Raw genomic sequence first — 19,612 nt, forward strand, 5'->3', positions numbered from 1 at the left:
GACGATGAGGCGGCCGGCCCGGGGGCCGGCCGCCTCGACGGGTCAGCGGGTGTTGTTCTTCGCGAACGGCAGGATGGTGTCGATGTTCGACGCGTCGACGAACGACGGGCCGGTGAGGACGGCCTTGCCGCCGCCGATGTCGTTGCCGTTCTTCTTGTTGAGGTACAGCGCCTGGACGGCGAGGTAGCCCTGCACGTACGGCTGCTGGTCGATCGAGAACTCGATCTTCTTGTCCTTGATCGCCTGGGCGGCGTCGACGTTGAGGTCGAAGGTCACGAGCTTCGCCGAGCTGCCGGCGGCCTCCATCGCCTTGAGGGCGTCGAGCGCGATCGGCGCGCCGAGCGTGACGATGTAGTCGATCGACTTGTCCTGGGCGAGCTTGGCCTGCAGCGCGGAGACCACTGAGGGGTCGTCGGCGCCGTTGACCTGGATGTTCTCCGTGGCGGCGACGCCCTTCTTGACGCCGGCGCAGCGGGCCTCGAGGGCCACCGAGCCGGCCGCCTGGATGACGCACAGCACCTTCTTGCCGCCGGCCTCGGCGATGCGCTTGCCGGCGGTCTCACCGGCGAGGTTCTCGTCAGACCCGAAGTACATGCTGGCGCCGACCTGGGCGTACTGGTCGATCCCGGAGTTGAAGGCGACGACGGGGATCCCGGCGTCGTCGGCGGACTTCACCGCGCCGGCCAGGGCGTCGGGCGTGGCCAGCGTCGTGGCGATGCCGTCGACCTTCGAGTCGACCGCGTTCTGGATGAGGGTCGCCTGCTTGCCGGGGTCCGGGTCGTTCGAGTACTTCAGGGTGATGCCGTTGTTCTTCGCGGCCTGGTTGGCACCGGCCTTGATCTTGTCCCAGAAGGTGTCACCGGGGGTCTCGTGCGTGATCATCGCGATGGTGTAGCCGGAGTTGTCGCCGGCGCCGCCGCCGGAGCCTGCTACTGCCTGCTGCGCGGCGGGTGCACCGCCGCCGCTGCACGCTGCCAGCGCGAGTGCGGCGGCTGTGGCCAGGCCGGCGACGACGGTCAGTTGCTTCCGAGTCCGAGTCGGAGTCATCGTTGATTCCTTTCGTTGCGTCGCGGTCGCCCGGTCGCCGGAGTGGCGCGACGTTCTGTGACGGTTGGTCCGTCGGTCGAGGGGGTTGCGGCTGGGCCGCGTCGCCGGAGGTCCGGCGACGACGTCGTCGCAGGGCAGCCGGGGGCACGCGGGCACGTCTCTGGAGATCTGGTTGGTCCCGCGGGTGGAGCAGCTTGCGGGACGGTGGGGCGAGGTCTTCGCCCGGGCATCAGGACCACGACGAGGGACGGCGAGCTGGTGACCGGCGTCTCTCGTGCCGGCTCCGGCGTCGGCGGACCTCGATGTCGGTGTCCGCGGGTCCCGGCGTCGGTGCCAGCGAATGGCAGAATGCTCCTCGTCAACGCATCATGTCAAGAGATTGAGCAAACATCATAATGTTCTAACATTTGCTTGACACCGTGCGGACGCGGCAGGACCATCGTTGTCGACAGGGCAGCGACGTCGAAGCGCCGCGCGGCTGAACCACGGGCGACGAGCACCCAGCAGCTCACCGCCCACGACACCACCCAAGGGAGTGTGCAATGCGCATCGGACTGGCCGGAGTCGGCCGCATCGGGGCCTTCCACGCCGAGACCCTCCGCGACCTGACCGACGTCGACGAGGTCGTCGTCGCCGACCTCGACGCCGCAGCCGCGGAAGCGGTGGCCGAGCGTCTCGGGGTCGGCTTCGCCGCGTCGCCGGCCGAGCTGCTCGCCCAGGGCGTCGACGGCTTCGTCATCGCCACGGCGACCCCGGGCCACGCCCCGATGCTGCGGCTCGGCCTGGAGGCCGGCGTGCCCACCTTCTGCGAGAAGCCCATCGCAGGCACGCTCGAGGAGACGATGGACCTCGCCAAGCTCGTGTCGCAGAGCAGTACCCCGGTCCACGTCGGGTTCCAGCGGCGCTTCGACCGCGGCTACCAGCGCGCGCAGCACGCCGTCACCGCCGGCGAGCTCGGCTTCGTGCACAGCATCCGCGCCCAGACGCACGACCAGGCTCCGCCGCACGCCTCGTACATCCCGACGAGCGGCGGACTCTTCCGCGACTGCTCGATCCACGACTTCGACATCATCCGGTTCGTCACCGGCCGCGAGGTCGCCGCCGTCTACGCGACGGGCGCCAACAAGGGGGCCGGGTTCTTCGCCGAGGCCGGTGACGTCGACACGGCCGCGGCCGTCCTCACCCTCGACGACGGAACCCTCGTGTCGCTCTCCGCGACGCGCTACAACGGCGCCGGCCACGACGTGCGCATGGAGGTGCTCGGCAGCGAGGGGACGATCGGGGTCGGCTACGACGACTCGCTCGCCGTCACCTCGGCCGAGCCGGGCGCCACGTACCCGTCCGGCCCGCGCCACTGGTCGTTCATGGAGCGCTTCCTGCCGGCCTACCGCGCCGAGCTGACCGCCTTCGCCGCCGTGGCGCGCGGGGTCCTCGCCCCGCCCTGCACCGCCGACGACGCCCTCCAGGCCTTCCGGGTCGCCGAGGCGTGCGAGCTGTCGCGGCACGAGGGACGCCCCGTCCTGCTCGACGAGATCCCGAGCCTGTGAAGGACCTGGTGAACGACATGGACGCGATGGACACGACCACTCCTGCCCCGGACGACACGGCATACGACGTCGTCGCCATCGGGCGCACCGGCGTCGACATCTACCCGCTCCAGCACGGCGTCGGGCTCGAGAAGGTGCGCACCTTCGAGAAGTTCCTCGGCGGCAGTGCGACGAACGTGGCCGTGGCCGCCGCGCGGCACGGCCACCGGACCGCCCTCGTCACGCGCACGGGGCGTGACGCGTTCGGCCGCTACATCCACGAGGCGCTGCGCGACTTCGGCGTCGACGACGCGTACGTGTCGGCCGTCGACGGACCGCCGACGCCGGTCACCTTCTGCGAGGTCTTCCCGCCCGACGACTTCCCGCTGTACTTCTACCGCTACCCGACGGCGCCTGACCTCATGATCGACGCGGATTCCCTTCCGCTGGAGGCGATTCGGCGCGCCGGTGTCTACTGGTCCACGGTGACGGGACTCTCCCAGGAGCCCAGCCGCGCGGCGCACTTCCGCGCGTGGGAGGCCCGCGGCCGTCGAGCCCACACGGTGCTCGACCTCGACTACCGTCCGATGTTCTGGGCCGACCCCGTCGAGGCCGGAGAGCAGGTGGGGCGGGCCCTCGACCACGTGACCGTGGCCGTCGGCAACCGCGAGGAGTGCGAGGTCGCCGTCGGCGAGACCGACCCGCAGCGCGCGGCCGACGCGCTCCTCGAGCGAGGCGTCGAGCTCGCCGTCGTCAAGCAGGGGCCCAAGGGGGTGCTCGCCGCCGCCCGCGACGAGCGCGTCGAGGTCGCGCCGTTCCCCGTCGACGTCGTCAACGGCCTCGGTGCAGGCGACGCCTTCGGCGGTGCTCTCTGCCACGGCCTCCTCGAGGGCTGGGGGCTGCGCCGCATCCTCGAGTTCGCCAACGTCGCCGGGGCCATCGTCGCCAGCAAGCTCGAGTGCTCGACCGCCATGCCCACCTCCGCCGAGGTCGAGGCGCGCCTCGCCGTCTCGTCCCCGTTCGCCACCGTCGCCGAGGAGGCACGATGACCACCACAGAGCACATCACCGAGTACACCACCGAGCACACCCCCCGTACTGCGGGAGTCGCTGTCGCGGACCTGACGGAGATCCGGGTCCGTGAGCCCGGGCGCATCGCCGCCGCCTGGGCCGCGCGCCGCCGCCGCCCGCTCGTCGGCCGCGACGGCCGTCTGCTCGTCGTCGCCGCGGACCACCCGGCGCGCGGGGCTCTCGGGGTCCGGGGGGCGGGCTCGGCGATGGCGAGCCGCAGCGACCTGCTGGAGCGGCTCGTGACCGCGCTCGCGCGTCCCGGCGTCGACGGCGTGCTCGGCACGCCCGACGTGCTCGACGACCTGCTCCTGCTCGGCGCCCTCGACGACAAGGTCGCGATCGGGTCGATGAACCGTGGCGGCCTGCAGGGTGCGCGCTTCGAGCTGGACGACCGCTTCACCGCCTACAGCGCCCACGAGATCGCGGCCCGCGGTCTCGATGGCGGCAAGATGCTGACGCGCATCTGCCTCGAGGACCCCGGCACCGTGGCCACGCTCGAGGCGAGCGCCCGCGCCGTGACCGAGCTCGCCGAGCACGGCCTCATGGCGATGGTCGAGCCGTTCATGTCGGTGCACGAGGGCGACCGGGTCGTCAACCAGCTCGACCCCGACTCGACGATCAAGTCCATCCACATCGGCGCCGGCCTCGGCGCGTCCAGCGCACACACCTGGCTCAAGCTGCCCGTCGTCGACGAGCTCGAGCGCGTCATGGACGCGACGACCCTGCCCACCCTGCTGCTCGGGGGAGACCCCCAGGGCGACCCGCACGAGACGTACGCCTCGTGGGGCCGGGCGCTCGACCTGCCCGCCGTACGGGGGCTGGTCGTCGGGCGTGCCCTGCTCTTCCCGCCCGACGGCGACGTCGCCGCGGCCGTCGACATCGCGGCCGAGCTCGTGCACGGTGGTTCCGGAGGTGGTTCATGACGTGGCACCGGCCCTTCGGCACGGTGGGCGGGGACGGCTGGGACGTCGTCGTCGAACCCGACGCGTCCGGCTGGGAGCACACCGGGATGTATGCCGGCCGCCTCGCCGACGGGGAGTCTCGTGGGCTCGACGCCGGTCGCCGTGAGCTCGTCGTCGTGCCGCTCGAGGGGTCCGTGCTCGTGTCGAGTGACGACGCGGCCGGACGCCACGAGGCCACGCTGGCCGGCCGCGCCTCGGTCTTCGCCGGCGCGACGGACGTCGCCTACGTGCCCGCCGGATCGCGCCTCTCGGTGACGGCGGTCGGCGCGGCCCGGGTGGCACTCGTCTTCGCGGTCACCGAGACCGTCGAGCCACGCTTCGCCTTCCGGCACGTGGCCGCCGACGAGGTGCCGGTCGAGCTGCGCGGAGCCGGTTTCGCCTCGCGCGAGGTCCGCAACTTCGGCATCCCCGGCGTGCTCGAGGCGGACTCCATCATCGCCTGCGAGGTGGTGACCCCGGCCGGCAACTGGAGCTCGTGGCCACCGCACAAGCACGACGAGGAGCGGCCCGGCGAGGAGACGCAGCTCGAGGAGATCTACTACTTCGAGGTCGCGCCCGAGGACGGTTCACCGGCGAGCGCCGCTGCGGACCCCATCGGGTACCAACGGGTCTACGGCACCGAGCACCGTCCCATCGACGTGATGGCCGAGGTCCGCTCGGGTGACGTGGTCCTCGTGCCACACGGTTGGCACGGTCCCGCGATGGCTGCGCCGGGCTACGACCTCTACTACCTCAACGTCATGGCGGGTCCCGGACCGGAGCGCGCCTGGCTCATCTGCGACGACCCGGCCCACGGCTGGGTCCGCGACACCTGGTCGGCCCAGCCGGTCGACCCCCGACTCCCGCTTGGAGGCTCTCGATGACGAGCGCGACCCCGACCGCTTCGACCGGCGAGACCGTGCGCCTGACCGTGGCGCAGGCCGTGGTGCGGTTCCTCGCGAACCAGTGGAGCGAGCGTGACGGCGAGCGGCAGAAGCTCTTCGCCGGCTGCTTCGGCATCTTCGGCCACGGCAACGTCGCCGGGCTCGGCCAGGCCCTGCTGCAGAACGAGCTCGCCGACGGCCAGGAGCACCTCCCGTACGTGCTGGCACGCAACGAGCAGGCCATGGTCCACACGTCGGTCGCCTACGCACGACAGAAGGACCGGCTCCAGACGTGGGCGTGCACTGCCTCCGTCGGGCCCGGCTCGACGAACATGCTGACGGGCGCAGCCCTCGCGACGATCAACCGGATCCCGGTGCTCCTCCTGCCGTCGGGGACGTTCGCGACCCGCGTCAGCGCACCGGTGCTCCAGGAGCTCGAGCAGCCGTATGCCGCCGACGTGACGGTCAACGACGCCTTCCGCCCGTTGTCGAGGTTCTTCGACCGGGTGAGCCGTCCCGAGCAGCTGCCGTCGGCGCTCCTCGGCGCGATGCGCGTGCTCACCGACCCGGTCGAGACCGGTGCGGTGACGATCTCGCTGCCGCAGGACGTGCAGGCCGAGGCCCACGACTGGCCGGTCGAGCTCTTCGCACCGCGCGTGTGGCGCGTGGCGCGCCCGGTGCCGGAGGCCGTCGACATCGCCGACGCGGCGGCCGTCATCCGGTCGGCGCGCCGACCGCTCGTCGTCGCCGGTGGAGGCGTGCACTACTCCGGCGCCGAGGAGGCGCTGCGCGCGCTGGCCGAGCAGACCGGCATCCCGGTGTGCGAGAGCCAGGCCGGCAAGGGCTCGCTTCCCCATGGTCACCCGCAGGAGATGGGTGCGGTCGGCTCGACGGGCACGACCGCCGCCAACGCCCTCGCCGCCGAGGCCGACGTCGTGGTCGGGGTCGGCACGCGCTGGAGCGACTTCACCACCGCCTCGCGGACCGCCTTCCAGGACAAGGGTGTCCGCTTCGTCAACGTCAACGTCGCCCGCTTCGACGCGGGCAAGCACGCAGGGCTCTCCGTCGTCGCCGACGCGCGGGAGGCGCTGAGGGCGCTGTCGGGTGCGCTCGACGGGTATGCCGTCGAGGACGCCTACCGTGAGCGTCAGGCTGCGCTCTGGTCCGAGTGGGACGCCTCGGTCGAGGCCGCCTACCACCCGGCCCCCGACGTGACCGACCGGCTGGGCGACGGGCTGCTGACCCAGGGCCAGGTGCTCGGTGCCGTCAACGAGCTGACCGACCCTCGTGACGTCGTGCTGTGCGCGGCCGGCTCGATGCCCGGTGACCTGCACAAGCTGTGGCGCGTGCGCGACCGCAAGGCCTACCACGTCGAGTACGGCTACTCGTGCATGGGCTACGAGGTGCCGGCGTCCATCGGCATCCGGCTCGCCGACGAGTCGCGCGACGTCTTCGCCATGGTCGGCGACGGTGGCTACCTCATGATGCCGACGGAGCTCGTGACGGCCGTGCAGGAACGCGTCAAGGTCATCGTCGTCCTCGTGCAGAACCACGGCTTCCACTCGATCGGGTCGCTCTCGGAGTCGCTCGGGTCGCAGCGGTTCGGCACCTCGTACCGGTTCCGCGGGGAGTCGTCGGGGCGTCTCGACGGCGACGTGCTGCCCGTCGACCTGGCTGCGAACGCCCGGTCGCTCGGGGCCCACGTCATCGAGGTGCACTCGCTCGACGAGCTGCACCAGGCGATCAAGGAGGCCAAGGCGGCCCCGGCCGACGGTGGCCCGGTCGTCATCCACGTCGAGACCGACCCGCTCGTCCACGCGCCCGACAGCGCGTCGTGGTGGGACGTGCCGGTCTCGGAGGTCAGCGACCTCGACACGACGCAGGCGGCATACGCGGAGTACACCGACCACAAGGCCACCCAGCGTCCCCTCATCAGCCCCACGAGCACCCCCACCAACGCCGCCACGAGCCCGGAGCCCACGTCATGAAGCTCGCCATCGACCCGTACATGTTCCGCGAGACGACCTCGCTGCTCGAGCTGCCCGGTCTCGTGGCCGAGCTCGGCTACGAGTGGGTCGAGCTGTCGCCGCGCGAGGACTTCATCCCCTTCTTCAAGCACCCCCGCGTCGACGACGCCGGGGTCGCCGCCTTCAAGAAGGCCCTCTCCTCGGCCGGTGTCGGGGTGTCGTCGGTGCTGCCGCTCTTCAGCTGGTCGGGCCCCGACGAGGAAGAGCGGCAGGCGGCCGTGCGCTACTGGAAGCGCGCCATCCAGATCGCGTCCGACCTCGGCGTCGACACGATGAACTCCGAGTTCAACGGCAACCCGCGCGACGCGGCTGTCTGCGAGCGGCAGTTCTGGAGGTCGATGGAGGAGCTGCTCCCCGTCTTCGAGAAGGAGGGCATCCGGCTCGTGCTCGAGCCCCATCCCGACGACTGGGAGGAGGACGGCAAGAAGGCCGTCGACCTGATCCGCGGGATCAACAGCCCGAACGTGTCGTTCCTCTACTGCGCACCGCACACGTTCCACCAGGGCAACGACTGCGACGGCATCATGGACAAGGCCGGTGACCTGCTGACGATGGTCCATGTCGCCGACGCCTACGACCACACCGCGTCGTCGGGCCTGCGCTACATCGTCAACCCGCCCGGCTCACAGGTGACGGTGCACCAGCACCTCGACATCGGCCAGGGCGAGGTCGACTTCGACGAGCTCTTCCGCGGCCTCGAGCGCATCGGCTTCGACGGCATCGTCACCTCGTGCGTCTTCGCGTGGGAGGACCGTGCCCGCGAGTCGAGCATCTACATGCGCGACACGATCCGCTCCTACCTCGACAAGTGGGACACGCCGCCCACCTTCGTCGCCCCCTGAGCCGGCCACCCGGCATACCCCGTCTTGTTGTTGCTCCGACCTGAAGGACATCCCATGAGCACGCCCACCCGCATCACCCACCTCGTCGACGGCCGGCCGTGGACCGGCACCGCCGAGCGCACCTCGCCCGTCTACAACCCCGCCACCGGTGAGCAGACCGGCGTCCTCGACCTCGCGTCCGCCGCCCTCGTCGGCGACGTCGTGACGTCCGCCGCCGCCGCGTGGGAGGGCTGGGCCGACGCCTCGCTCGCCAAGCGGTCGGGCGTGCTCTTCGCCTTCCGCGAGCTGCTCAACGAGCGCAAGGAGGAGATCGCGGCCCTCATCACCGCCGAGCACGGCAAGGTGCTCAGCGACGCTCTCGGCGAGGTGACCCGCGGCCTCGAGGTCGCCGAGTTCGCCTGCGGCATCCCACACCTGCTGCGCGGCGGCTTCTCCGAGAACGCCTCGACGAACGTCGACGTCTACTCGATCCGGCAGCCGCTCGGCGTCGTCGCCGTCATCTCGCCGTTCAACTTCCCGGCCATGGTGCCGATGTGGTTCATCCCCATCGCCATCGCATGCGGCAACGCGGTCGTGCTCAAGCCCTCGGAGAAGGACCCGTCGGCGGCGCTCGCGGTCGCGGCTCTCTGGAAGGAAGCCGGCCTGCCCGACGGCGTCATGCAGGTCGTCAACGGCGACAAGGAGGCCGTCGACGCGCTGCTGACGCACCCCGAGGTGAAGTCGGTGTCGTTCGTCGGCTCGACGCCGATCGCGAAGTACGTCTACGAGACGGGCACGGCGCACGGCAAGCGCGTCCAGGCCCTCGGCGGCGCGAAGAACCACATGCTCGTGCTGCCGGACGCCGACCTCGACCTCGCCGCCGACGCGGCCGTCAACGCCGGGTTCGGCTCGGCGGGGGAGCGCTGCATGGCGATCTCCGCCCTCGTGGCAGTCGAGCCCATCGCCGACGAGCTGATCTCGAAGATCAAGGACCGCATGGGCAAGCTCGTCACCGGCGACGGGACGCGCGGCTGCGACATGGGCCCGCTCGTGACGTCGCAGCACCGCGACAAGGTGACGTCGTACCTCGACGCCGGCGTGGCCGAGGGCGCCACGCTCGTCGTCGACGGACGTGAGACCGAGTTCGAGTCGGACGGCGAGGGCTACTTCCTCGCGCCGACGCTCTTCGACGGCGTCAAGCCCGGCATGTCGCTCTACGACGACGAGATCTTCGGGCCCGTGCTGTCGGTCGTGCGCGTCCACTCGTACGACGAGGGCCTCGAGCTCATCAACAACAACCCGTACGGCAACGGCACGGCGATCTTCACCAACGACGGCGGTGCTGCGCGGAAGTTCCAGCGCCACGTCCAGGTCGGCATGGTCGGGGTCAACGTGCCGATCCCCGTCCCGGTGTCGTACTACTCCTTCGGCGGGTGGAAGAACTCGCTCTTCGGCGACACCCACGCCCACGGCATGGAGGGCGTCCACTTCTTCACCCGCGGCAAGGTCGTCACCTCGCGGTGGCTCGACCCGAGCCACGGCGGCCTCAACCTCGGCTTCCCCCAGAACGACTGACCCGCGCCCCCAGCGCCCACCACACCCCTCGAGAGGACCCAGAAGATGGCCGAGTCCAAGGCCCGCAACACCGACGACCGTTACAGCAAGCTGACCATCGGCGTGTGCCCCGACCAGTGGGGCGTCTGGTTCCCCGAGGACGACAAGCAGATCCACTGGGAGACGGCCCTCGACGAGATGGCCGAGGCCGGCTTCTCCGTCATGGAGACCGGACCCTTCGGCTACTTCCCGAAGGACCCGAAGCGACTCCAGGAGGAGATGGACAAGCGCGGCTTCCGGGTCGTCGCCGGCACCGGGTGGGGCATCCTGCACAAGCCGGAGGCGTGGGCCGACACCGAGAAGACGTTCCGCGAGATCGCCGAGACGCACGCGGCCGTCGGCGCGGAGTACATCGTGCACCTGCCCCCGATGTTCCGCGACGAGAAGACGTGGGCCTACACGGACGACCGGGTCCTCTCGACGGAGGCCTGGAACGCGTACATCTCCAACGCCGACAGGCTCGGCCGCATCATGAAGGAGGACTACGGCCTCCAGATGGTGCTGCACCCGCACGGCGACAGCCACATCGAGACGCCCGCCGACATCGACCGCGTGTTCCAGGCCACCGACCCCGACTACGTCGGCTTCTGCCTCGATACCGGTCACATCGTCTACGGCGGCGGCGACCCGATGGAGCTGTGCCGCAAGTACCCCGAGCGGATCTCCTACGTCCACATCAAGGCGATGGACGAGGGCCTCGTGAAGCAGGCCCATGACGAGGACTGGCCCTTCGGCCTCGCCGTGGCCAAGGGCTGCTCGGTCGCGCCGCCGGCAGGTGCGCCCGACATGCCGTCGCTCGTCGAGGCGCTCGCCGACCTCGACAAGGAGCTCTACGTCGTGTGTGAGCAGGACATGTACCCGTGCGACCCGTCGTACCCGCTGCCCAACGCCATCCAGACGCGCGAGTACCTCGCCTCCGTCGGCCTCGGCCTCAAGTGACGAAGGAGCCTGAGATGACCGTCCGCATCGGGATGATCGGCCCCGGAGGCATGGGGCAGGCGCACATCGACCGCATCCACACCGTCATCGCCGGAGGGCGCGTCGTCGCCGTCGCCGACGTCGACGAGGTGCGCGCCAAGGAGGTGGCCGACCGGATCGGCGGCACGGCCTACGCCGACTCGGCGAGCCTCATCTCCTCCGACGAGGTCGACGCCGTCATGATCTGCAGCTACGGCCCGGCCCACGAGGTCGACGTCCTGGCGGCGATCGCCGCCGGCAAGCCGGTCTTCTGCGAGAAGCCGCTCACCCCGACCGCCGATGCCGCGCTGCGGATCATGGAGGCCGAGCAGGCGGCAGGACGCCGTCTCGTGACGGTCGGGTTCATGCGGCGCTTCGACCGCAGCTACCGGCAGATGAAGGAGCTGCTCGACTCCGGCGAGCTCGGCGAGACGCTCATGGTGCACTGCGCGCACCGCAACCCCACCGTGCCCGAGCACTACACGTGGGACATGGCGATCAACGACACCGCCATCCACGAGATCGACACGATGCGGTGGCTGCTCGGCGAGGAGTTCGTCTCCGCGCGCGTCGACAAGCCGAAGAAGACGTCCCTGCGCTTCGAGCACCTCCAGGACCCGCTCGTGCTCATCCTCGAGACCGAGTCGGGTGTCCGGGTCGACGACGAGATCTTCGTCAACTGCCAGTTCGGCTACGACATTCGTTGTGAGGCCGTCGCCGAGAAGGGCACCGTGACGCTCGCCGACCAGAACGCCATCGAGATTCGCGACGGCTCCGGCCACCGCAACGCGATCGCCCGCGACCACAACGACCGTTTCTGGGGGGCGTTCGTCACCGAGGTCCAGGAGTGGATCAGCGCCGTCGCCGTGGGCGAGCACACCGGGTCGACGTCGTGGGACGGGTATGCCGCCGCGTGCGTGTGCGACGCGGGCGTGCGTGCGCTCACCGACGACGGCGTCGTCAAGGTCGAGATGATCGCGAAGCCTGCCTTCTACGCCTGAGCCTCGGCGAGCGCAGGTGAGGCCCGGCTACTTCTCGAGCAGATGGCCGGGCCCCACGGCACGAGAGAGGTGCGTCGTCAGAGCCCGACGGACTTGACCCCATAGGCGGCCTGAGCGTCGGTGAAACCCTCGAACTTGAGCTGACGAAGGAGTCCACCGCGGGAGAACGAGGTGAGCTCGAGGTAGGACTCCGCCTTCTTCGCCGCCTGCTCCTTCCAGTTCACCGTGATGTGGTCGACGGCATACGTTGCGTCAGCCTTGGAGAACTCCTCGAACTCGAGTTGCTTGATGAGTCCCTTGCGGGAGAACGCGGTGAGCTCAAGGTAGGACTCGGCCTTGGAGACCGCCTGCTCCTGCGACACGGTCATCGCGTTCGCGGCCTCTTCCGCGGCGGCCTTTGCGGCAGCGGCTTTCGCGGCTGCGGCCTTGTCGGCTGCGGCCTTGTCGGCTGCGGCCTTGTCGGCGGCGGCCTTGTCGGCTGCGGCCTTGTCGGCTGCGGCCTTGTCGGCGGCGGCCTTGTCGGCGGCGGCCTTGTCCGCTGCCGCAGTGTCGGCCGCCGTCGTAGTGGCAGTCGGCGCGACGCTCAACGTGCTCGAGCTCACGGCGGGTGCAGCGATGGGCGCGGTCTCTGGGTCTCCGCCCATCGCGCCGATTGCGACCAACGCGACGAGTATGCCTCCGGTCCACAGGCCAGCCTTCTTGACCTTGCTCATCTTCTGCTTCGGGGCCGCCGATTGTGCGTCCGTGAACGGAGCGCCCTGCGGCGGTGCCCAGGTGGGAGGCGTGGGCTGCTCGCCTTCCGGGACGGGGTACTGGTAGTTGTTGTCGCTCATGAGTGGCTCTTCCCTGTGATTTCCCTGCGCTGCTAAGGCAGTGTCCGATGCCTCGCGGGGAATATCCCGGTTTCGGCCATTTCCGTAGAAGGAAACGCGATGTCCACTCTCGGCCGCCGTCAGGTCGCCGCTGGCCCCAGCGCTCTAAGGGAGGGCCTCGCCCGAAGCGTTGCTCTGCGACGGACGTTTCAATCGTCGAGCCGCTCAGCTGTTTCTCGTCGCGGTCGCCAGCTGCCTTTCGAGGTCTTGTGAAGGGGCGCGACTGTGAACTCGTCGGTACAACCGTCCGAGTCCTCCTTCTCTGGCGTCGTCGTGTCGAGATGCGCGCGAAGCCAGGGTTCTAGGTCTGAGGAGGGGCCGCTACCGCCTGGCTGTCGGCAAGGCGGCCCCGGTACCAGGCCAGCTTTCCCTCGACACGTTCGAGGTTGCTCTCGAGCTCGCGGATGTGGCGCAGCACCTCGGTCCGGTGCTCCTCGAGCAGCGCGATGCGGGCACCGATGGTCGCGTCGTCGTCCTCGCCCACGAGGGTCGCGAACTCGCGCATCCGCCGGATCGGCATGCCCGTTTCGCGGAGGCACGTCAGGACGCTGATCCACTCGAGGTCGCTGTCGAAGTAGCGGCGATGGCCGCTCGGCGTGCGTTCGGTGCGGAGCAGCTCCTCGCGCTCGTAGTAGCGGAGGGTGTCGATGCTGACCCCGGCCTCTCGCGCGGCCTCACCCACGCGGAGGCCGGCGGTGTCGTTGCGCGTCGTCGTCATCGGTCCACCGTAGAGGCGAGGGTCGACAAATGGTCTGTCCAAGGGCTTGATCTGGTGCGCGCTCAAGGATCTAGCGTCGTTGACATGACGACATCAGAGAAGACCATCACCACCCGGCGAACCCTCGGCCGCAGCGGTATCGACGTGAGCGCCCTCGGCGTGGGGTGCTGGGCCATCGGCGGTCCATGGATCATGGACGGCCAGCAGGCGGGCTGGGGCGAGGTCGACGACGACGAGTCGGTCCGCGCACTCCACGCAGCGATCGCCGGTGGGGTCACGTTCTTCGACACCGCGGCGAACTACGGCGCCGGCCACAGCGAGGCCGTGCTCGGCCGGGCCGTCGCCGACCGGCGTTCCGAGGTCGTGCTCGCCACGAAGTTCGGCTACGGCGTCGACGAGGCCGGCAAGAGCGTCAGCGGCGTCGAGGTCACTCCGGATGCGGTGCGGCGGTCTTGCGCCGAGAGCCTGCGCCGCCTGGGCACGGACTGGATCGACCTGTTCCAGCTGCACGTCGGCGACCTCGAGCCCGCCCGGGCCGAGGACGTCCGAGCCGTGCTCGAGTCGCTCGTCGACGAGGGCACCATCCGCGCGTACGGGTGGAGCACCGACGACGTGGAGCGCGCCCGCGTCTTCGCAGCGGGCCCGCACTGCGCCTCCATCCAGCACCAGCTCAACGTGCTCGAGGACAACCCGGCCATGCTCGACTTCTGCGAGAGCGAGAACCTCGCCAGCGTCAACCGCGGCCCGTTGGGGATGGGCGTGCTCACGGGCGCCTACGACCGCGGGGCGACGCTCTCGGCGACCGACGTCCGCGGGACGGGTGCGGCCTGGATGAAGTACTTCATCGACGGCAGGCCGAACCCGGAGTGGCTGGCCCGGGCCGCCGCGATCCGCGAGGTCATCACGTCCGGTGGGCGCACTCCGGCCCAGGGGGCGCTCGCCTGGATCTGGGGGCGGAGCCCGGCCACCGTCCCGATTCCCGGGGTCCGCACCGTGGCCCAGGCGGAGGCGAATGCCGCGGCCCTCCAGCACGGCCCGCTGACGCAGGAGCAGATGGCGGAGGTCGCGCGCCTGCTCGCCTGAGCGAAGCGGAGGGCACACGGCATCCGCCACCACCCGCACGAACCAGGTGGTGGCGGATGCCGTCCGCTCTGCCTCCGGCGCTACGCGCGGGCGACGCGACGGCGTAGCGGAGCGCCTGCCTTGAAGGCGGGTGTGCGCGTCGCGGCGATCTGCAGGGTCTCGCCGGTGCGCGGGTTGCGGCCCTCGCGGGCTGCACGGTCGCGCGCCTCGAAGGTGCCGAGACCCGGCAGGGTCACGCTGGCGCCCGCCTCGAGGTCGGCCCCGATGGCGTCGGCGAGGGCTGCGAGCACGCGCTCGACCGTGGCGGCGCTCGTCCCCGCCTGGTCGGCGACGCGGGCGACGAGCTCGCTCTTCGTGGTCCTGGCAGTGGTCGTGATAATGGTGTCTCCTCGGTCGTGGGGGCCCGCCGGGGCGGGTTGAACCTCACCCCGCGTCTAGCCCTGCCGGGCCTTGAAGCGCGGGTTCTGCTTGTTGATGACGAAGGTGCGGCCGCGGCGTCGCACGATCTGCGAGCCGGGTTTGTCCTTGAGGTCTCGTAGCGAGTTGCGTACCTGCACGGGTGACTCCTCTCAGAGGTGGCGGGCGTCGACGAGCCCGCGCTGCACGGCCCGCACGAGGCGGCGCGGCACCTGCACGGTCCGGCCGTCCAGCGTGACGGGGACGAGGGCGACGGGCGACGCCTGCCAGTGGGCCCGACGATGCCGGGTGATGCTGCGCGCGAGCTTGCGCATGGGGACGGCCATGGTGGTCTCTCCGGGATGGGAGCGGCTGGGATGGGATCGGGTCGGCTGGGCTGGGTCGCGGGGCGATGTCAGGCAGCGAAACGGAGGTCCCCGAGCCACGGCTCGAAGCCGTCGGCGGGGCGGTTCCACGTGGGACCGGTCGTCCCGAGCTCGGCGTCGGTGAGCAGGCAGTCCTCGAAGGCGGCTCGGATGGCGTCGCGCTCGGCGGCGTTCGTCAGCGAGGTCAGGCCGGTGACCACGAGGCGGGTCTGCGCGGGGCGCCGGCCCCACGGCGCGAGCGAGCCGATGCTGACCTGGCCGCCCGCGCCGTCCCAGCCGCAGGCCTGCCCGGCCCGGGTCGGCAGCCAGAAACAGCCACGCGAGCGGTGTGGCCCGGCACCGAGCTCTTCGAGCCGGTCATGCAGGCGGTCGGGGTGGAACGGACGGTCCGAACGCAGGTCGAGACACCACACCGCGGCCGAGGCCGTGGGCGGCAGAGGGGCCGAGCGGGTCTCGTCGATCCACTCCTCGGTGGCTCGGTGGTCGTGCAGCCCCGAGACGAGCCGGTCCACCGGCACGGACGATCCGTCGGGCACGACGTCGGCTCCCGGACGGGCCAGTGTGCGCACGAGGTCGAGCGCTTCACCGGTGGCATCCCCGTGGACGGTGACGACGTCGGCGTACTCGACGAGTGCGCCCGCCGTCTCGGCCAGCCCCCGCCGGTCCTCTCGCGAGCTGTGGCGCCCGAGCTCGGCCAGGAGTGCGTCGCCCGTCAGGGTCTCGACGAGCGACGGCCCGTCGAGGGCGGTGATGACGGCGGCGACGCGTACGTCCGTGTCGCCGTCGAGGCCGAGCACGCGGCATACCTGCAGGGCCTCGGCCGACAGGGGCAGGTGAGCCACGATGGACGTCCAGCGGCCGATGTCGGCCAGTCGGCGCAGGGTGGGCACGATGTCCTCGCGGATGGCACAGCTGACGCAGGCGTGCGCGAGGTCGATCGTCTCGCGCTCGAGCACGCCTGTGACGTCGCTGATCGTCCGGTGGAGCTGCTGCGCCTCGACGTCGATCCGGTGGGTCACGACGACGGCTTTGGGCAGGTCCCACTGCAGACCCAACGTCGAGGCGGCCATCGCGAGCTCGTCGACACCGGTGACGAGGTAGGTCGGCGTACCCCATGTTGGCTGTCGCACAGGGGCGCTCATCGATCGCCGCCGGCAGTCGACGTCCGAGGGCCGTAGGAGCGACGGAACCGCTCGATGCGGCCCTCGCTGTCGAGCTCGCGCGCGGTGCGCGTCCAGAACGGGTGGCTGCTCGCCGTGACGTCATAGTGGACGACGGGGTAGTCGACTCCGTCGACCTCGATCGTCTCCTCGGGGATACGGGTCGAGCGACTGATCACGACGTCACCGGCGCTCCGGTCGCGGAAGGGCACCGGCTCGTGGCGCGGGTGCAGGCCTGGCTTCACGTCTGCTCCTTTCCTGTGCATAAAATGAAAACCATTCTCATTCTATGCAGGAGGATCACGTGTCACGCAAATGCCAGGTGACCGGAGCCGAGCCCGGCTTCGGTCACTCCATCTCCCACTCGCACGTCCGCTCGAAGCGCCGATTCGACATCAACGTCCAACGCCGCCGCTACTGGGTGCCCTCGCTCGGGCGTCACGTGTCACTGACCGTGAGCGCCCGCGGCATCAAGACGATCGACAAGCGGGGCATCGAGTCGGTCGTCGCCGAGATCGCCGCCCGCGGGGGGAGGCTCTGATGGCGAAGCGGTCCAAGGTCGCTGCCCAGGCCCGTCGCGAACGGACCGTGCGCAGGTACGCCGCCCGGCGGGCCGAGCTGAAGCAGGTCGTACGCACCGGGACGACACAGCAGGCGCGCACCGATGCCGCGAGAGCCCTCGCGGCGCTGCCCCGGGACGCGAGCCCGACCCGCCTGCGCAACCGCGACGTCGTCGACGGTCGCGCCCGGGGTCACCTCCGCCGGTTCGGCCTGTCCCGAATCCGGTTCCGCGAGATGGCCCACCGCGGCGAGCTTCCCAGCATCACGAAGTCGAGCTGGTAGAGCCGTCCGCTCTGCGGAACGTATCGGAGAAGACTTGGGAATCTCGGCTCCATCTGATTAGGTAAGCCTGCCCTTAGTCCTCGTCGCGCCAGCGACCCGCAACCCATGCCGGGGGTCCCGTGATCGTCTGTCACTGTGCCGTGGTGACCGACCGCGACCTCATCGACGCCTGGGACTCCGGCGCGCGCAGCCTCGGGCAGGCCTGCCGCGCGACCGGTGCGGGGACCGACTGCGGCACGTGCGTCTTCACGCTCAAGCGCCTCCTGTGCCAGCATGGGGAGTCCGAGTCCTCGGCTCTGGAGGTGGTGGAAGGTGAAGCCAGTTAAACCACGCGTCGTCGAGCTTCTCAACGATGCCCTGACCTTCGAGCTCACGGTCACGAACACGTACTTCCTGCACGCCCGCATGCTCGACAACTGGGGCTTCTCCAAGCTCGGCAAGGTCTTCTACGACCTGTCCCTCGACGAGATGCGCGACGCAGACGACCTCATCAAACGCATCTTGATGTTCGAGGGTCATCCCAACCTCCAGAAGCTCGGCTCGATCCGCATCGGCGAGGACGCCAAGGAGATGCTCGCTCTCGCGCTGGAGAGCGAGAAGGCGGCCGTCGCCCAGTTCAACGCCGGTGCCGAGGAGTGCCACAAGCTCGGCGACCACGGCACTGCGGCGGTGTTCGAGGAGATGGTCCAGGACGAGGAGAAGCACGCGGACTGGTTCGAGAGCCAGCTCGACGCGGTGGACCGCATCGGCATCCAGCAGTACCTCGCGCAGCAGCTCGGTAGCGACGCACCCTAGGTGCACAGGCCCGCACGGCTCGTACGGCCTCGATGATCGTGGGCGGCGCAGGGGAACCGGGTCCGGCCGCGGCACGCGGTCGCTACGAGGAGTTCCTGCGTATGGTGCCCCTCTTTGCCGACCTGGACGCCGCCGATTTGGCACGGCTGTGCCGGACGGTGCAGGAGGTCGACCTCCCTGCCGGTGAGGTCCTGTTTCACGAGGGCACGCTGGCGGACCGTGCCTTCGTGCTGCACCGCGGTCAGATCGAGGTCGTCAAGGTCGTCGACGGTCGCGAGGTCACCATCGACACGCACGACGAGGCGGGGACCGTCATCGGGGAGATGGCCCTGCTCGAGGAGACGACGCGCCTCGCCACCGTGCGTGCCCGGCGCGACTCGCACCTGCTGGCCCTCGACCACGAACAGGTCGTCTCGCTCCTCCTCTCGAGTCCGAGCGCCGCCAAGGTCATCCTGCACACGTTGACCCGGCGCTGGCGCTCGCTCGAGGCGCAGGTGCACCACAACGAACGCATGGCGCAGCTCGGGACGCTGGCCGCCGGCATCGCCCACGAGCTCAACAACCCCGTGGCCGCCGTGGTCCGCGGCACCCAGCAGCTGACCGAGCTGCTCGACCGTTCGACGGAGTCGCGTCTCGTCCTCGAGCGCGCGGACCTCACGGCCGACCAACGAGCGCGCCTGGGTGCTTTGGCCGCGGAGGTCGAGCAGGTGGTCAGCCCGCCCTCGGCCCTGGACGCCTTGACCAGTGTCGACCTCGAGGACGAGCTCGAGGTGTGGCTCGACCGGCATGGGGTGGACGATGCCTGGCAGGTGGCCCCTGGGCTCGTCGGGCTGGGTCTCACGCCCGACCGGCTGGGCCAGCTGGCCGAGGACTTCGGGGCCGACCGCCTCTCCGTGCTCGCCCGGTGGCTGTCCGCCACGTTCACCGTGCGCTCCCTGCTCGTCGAGGTCGGTCATGGGGCCAGCCGCGTCGCCGAGACCGTGCAGGCCCTGAAGTCCTACGTCCATCTCGACCAGGCGACCGTCCAGGACGTCGACGTGAACCAGGGGCTCGAGGACACTCTGCTCTTCCTGCGCCACACGCTGCTGCCCGATGTCCGCGTCGAGCGAGCGTATGCCGCTGACCTACCCCGGGTGGGGAGCTACGCGAGCGAGCTGAACCAGGTCTGGACCAACCTCATCGACAATGCCGTCGACGCCGTCGACGGCCACGGGACGATCGTCGTGCGGACCCACCGCGAGGACGCCGTGGTCGTCGTCGAGATCGAGGACGACGGGCCCGGGATCCCGAGCGCCGACGTGACTCGCGTCTTCGACCCCTTCTTCACGACGAAGCCGCCCGGTCAGGGTGCCGGCCTCGGGCTCGGAACCTGCCACCACATCATCGAGCGGCACCGTGGCCGGATCACCGTGGACTCCCGGCCAGGTCGCACCGTGTTCCGGGTGGAGCTGCCGGCGGCGCCGTGAGCCGG

The 19,612-nt window shown here is 70.4% G+C and carries 23 protein-coding genes; 15 read left to right on the forward strand and 8 right to left on the reverse strand.

Features of this window, described 5'->3' with window-relative positions; translation table 11 throughout:
• Positions 1-42: 42 nt before the first annotated feature.
• The gene (locus tag ACFQU3_RS21120; RefSeq protein ID WP_385913461.1) at positions 43-1,047 is read right to left on the reverse strand and encodes a substrate-binding domain-containing protein; all 1,005 of its coding nucleotides are present in this window, start codon (positions 1,045-1,047) and stop codon (positions 43-45) included.
• Positions 1,048-1,589: 542 nt separating this feature from the next.
• On the opposite strand from ACFQU3_RS21120, the gene ACFQU3_RS21125 reads away from it, so the two are divergent.
• Genes ACFQU3_RS21125 through ACFQU3_RS21165 form a run of 9 tightly spaced genes read left to right on the forward strand, consistent with a single transcriptional unit; the run spans position 1,590 to position 11,888 of the window.
• Positions 1,590-2,594, forward strand: coding sequence for a Gfo/Idh/MocA family oxidoreductase (locus tag ACFQU3_RS21125; protein ID WP_385913463.1), 1,005 nt, complete (start codon positions 1,590-1,592; stop codon positions 2,592-2,594).
• A gap of 17 nt (positions 2,595-2,611) precedes the next feature.
• The gene (gene iolC, locus ACFQU3_RS21130) at positions 2,612-3,622 is read left to right on the forward strand and encodes a 5-dehydro-2-deoxygluconokinase (protein ID WP_385913962.1); all 1,011 of its coding nucleotides are present in this window, start codon (positions 2,612-2,614) and stop codon (positions 3,620-3,622) included.
• A complete protein-coding gene (locus ACFQU3_RS21135) occupies positions 3,619-4,566 on the forward strand; it encodes a deoxyribose-phosphate aldolase (protein ID WP_385913465.1) in 948 nt (315 codons plus the stop codon). The genes iolC and ACFQU3_RS21135 overlap by 4 nt, the downstream gene beginning before the upstream one ends.
• The gene (gene iolB / locus ACFQU3_RS21140; RefSeq protein WP_385913467.1) at positions 4,563-5,468 is read left to right on the forward strand and encodes a 5-deoxy-glucuronate isomerase; all 906 of its coding nucleotides are present in this window, start codon (positions 4,563-4,565) and stop codon (positions 5,466-5,468) included. The genes ACFQU3_RS21135 and iolB overlap by 4 nt, the downstream gene beginning before the upstream one ends.
• Positions 5,465-7,456, forward strand: a complete 1,992-nt coding sequence (iolD, locus tag ACFQU3_RS21145; protein ID WP_385913469.1) for a 3D-(3,5/4)-trihydroxycyclohexane-1,2-dione acylhydrolase (decyclizing) — start codon at positions 5,465-5,467, stop codon at positions 7,454-7,456. The genes iolB and iolD overlap by 4 nt, the downstream gene beginning before the upstream one ends.
• Complete coding sequence (locus tag ACFQU3_RS21150; protein WP_385913471.1) at positions 7,453-8,337, forward strand: sugar phosphate isomerase/epimerase family protein; 885 nt, start codon at positions 7,453-7,455, stop codon at positions 8,335-8,337. Before iolD ends, ACFQU3_RS21150 begins: the two co-directional genes overlap by 4 nt.
• A gap of 54 nt (positions 8,338-8,391) precedes the next feature.
• Positions 8,392-9,891 carry a CoA-acylating methylmalonate-semialdehyde dehydrogenase gene (locus ACFQU3_RS21155; protein WP_385913473.1) on the forward strand — a complete coding sequence of 500 codons (1,500 nt, stop codon included), beginning with the start codon at positions 8,392-8,394 and terminating at the stop codon, positions 9,889-9,891.
• Between the two features lie 45 nt (positions 9,892-9,936).
• Entirely contained in the window at positions 9,937-10,869 is a 933-nt protein-coding gene (locus ACFQU3_RS21160; protein WP_385913475.1) for a TIM barrel protein, read from the forward strand.
• A 14-nt stretch (positions 10,870-10,883) separates the two neighbouring features.
• Positions 10,884-11,888: a Gfo/Idh/MocA family protein gene (locus ACFQU3_RS21165; RefSeq protein WP_385913477.1), complete on the forward strand. Its 1,005-nt coding sequence runs from the start codon at positions 10,884-10,886 to the stop codon at positions 11,886-11,888.
• Positions 11,889-11,965: 77 nt separating this feature from the next.
• On the opposite strand, the gene ACFQU3_RS21170 is transcribed toward ACFQU3_RS21165, so the two are convergent.
• Both ACFQU3_RS21170 and ACFQU3_RS21175 read right to left on the reverse strand, forming a co-directional pair.
• Positions 11,966-12,721, reverse strand: coding sequence for an Ltp family lipoprotein (locus ACFQU3_RS21170; protein WP_385913479.1), 756 nt, complete (start codon positions 12,719-12,721; stop codon positions 11,966-11,968).
• Positions 12,722-13,061: 340 nt separating this feature from the next.
• On the reverse strand, positions 13,062-13,478 hold the full coding sequence (locus ACFQU3_RS21175; protein WP_385913481.1) for a MerR family transcriptional regulator: 417 nt from the start codon (positions 13,476-13,478) through the stop codon (positions 13,062-13,064).
• 84 nt (positions 13,479-13,562) lie between these two features.
• Between ACFQU3_RS21175 and ACFQU3_RS21180 the strand changes: the two genes are divergently transcribed.
• Entirely contained in the window at positions 13,563-14,561 is a 999-nt protein-coding gene (locus ACFQU3_RS21180) for an aldo/keto reductase (RefSeq protein WP_385913483.1), read from the forward strand.
• Between the two features lie 80 nt (positions 14,562-14,641).
• Here ACFQU3_RS21180 and ACFQU3_RS21185 read toward each other — a convergent pair whose 3' ends face one another.
• The 5 genes from ACFQU3_RS21185 to rpmE all read right to left on the reverse strand — a co-directional run bounded on the left by ACFQU3_RS21185 (position 14,642) and on the right by rpmE (position 16,748).
• Positions 14,642-14,941: an HU family DNA-binding protein gene (locus ACFQU3_RS21185; RefSeq protein ID WP_385913964.1), complete on the reverse strand. Its 300-nt coding sequence runs from the start codon at positions 14,939-14,941 to the stop codon at positions 14,642-14,644.
• 54 nt (positions 14,942-14,995) lie between these two features.
• On the reverse strand, positions 14,996-15,118 hold the full coding sequence (ykgO, locus tag ACFQU3_RS21190; protein ID WP_385913484.1) for a type B 50S ribosomal protein L36: 123 nt from the start codon (positions 15,116-15,118) through the stop codon (positions 14,996-14,998).
• 12 nt (positions 15,119-15,130) lie between these two features.
• Positions 15,131-15,304 (reverse strand): 50S ribosomal protein L32, encoded by a 174-nt coding sequence (locus tag ACFQU3_RS21195; protein WP_385913486.1) that lies wholly within the window; start codon positions 15,302-15,304, stop codon positions 15,131-15,133.
• A 68-nt stretch (positions 15,305-15,372) separates the two neighbouring features.
• Positions 15,373-16,473, reverse strand: coding sequence for a CobW family GTP-binding protein (locus tag ACFQU3_RS21200; protein WP_385913488.1), 1,101 nt, complete (start codon positions 16,471-16,473; stop codon positions 15,373-15,375).
• Between the two features lie 8 nt (positions 16,474-16,481).
• Positions 16,482-16,748 carry a 50S ribosomal protein L31 gene (rpmE, locus tag ACFQU3_RS21205; protein ID WP_385913490.1) on the reverse strand — a complete coding sequence of 89 codons (267 nt, stop codon included), beginning with the start codon at positions 16,746-16,748 and terminating at the stop codon, positions 16,482-16,484.
• Positions 16,749-16,807: 59 nt separating this feature from the next.
• Between rpmE and rpmB the strand changes: the two genes are divergently transcribed.
• The 5 genes from rpmB (at position 16,808) to ACFQU3_RS21230 (ending at position 19,607) form a co-directional block, all read left to right on the forward strand.
• Entirely contained in the window at positions 16,808-17,044 is a 237-nt protein-coding gene (rpmB, locus tag ACFQU3_RS21210) for a 50S ribosomal protein L28 (protein WP_385913492.1), read from the forward strand.
• Positions 17,044-17,346, forward strand: coding sequence for a 30S ribosomal protein S14 (gene rpsN, locus ACFQU3_RS21215; protein ID WP_385913494.1), 303 nt, complete (start codon positions 17,044-17,046; stop codon positions 17,344-17,346). The genes rpmB and rpsN overlap by 1 nt, the downstream gene beginning before the upstream one ends.
• A 119-nt stretch (positions 17,347-17,465) precedes the next feature.
• Positions 17,466-17,672, forward strand: coding sequence for a bacterioferritin-associated ferredoxin (locus ACFQU3_RS21220; protein WP_385913496.1), 207 nt, complete (start codon positions 17,466-17,468; stop codon positions 17,670-17,672).
• Positions 17,659-18,141 carry a bacterioferritin gene (gene bfr, locus ACFQU3_RS21225; protein WP_385913498.1) on the forward strand — a complete coding sequence of 161 codons (483 nt, stop codon included), beginning with the start codon at positions 17,659-17,661 and terminating at the stop codon, positions 18,139-18,141. The genes ACFQU3_RS21220 and bfr overlap by 14 nt, the downstream gene beginning before the upstream one ends.
• A 101-nt stretch (positions 18,142-18,242) precedes the next feature.
• Complete coding sequence (locus tag ACFQU3_RS21230) at positions 18,243-19,607, forward strand: sensor histidine kinase (protein ID WP_385913500.1); 1,365 nt, start codon at positions 18,243-18,245, stop codon at positions 19,605-19,607.
• Positions 19,608-19,612: the final 5 nt, after the last annotated feature.

The sequence above is a fragment of the Terrabacter sp. GCM10028922 genome (genome assembly GCF_042666095.1).
Lineage (GTDB): Bacteria > Actinomycetota > Actinomycetes > Actinomycetales > Dermatophilaceae > Terrabacter.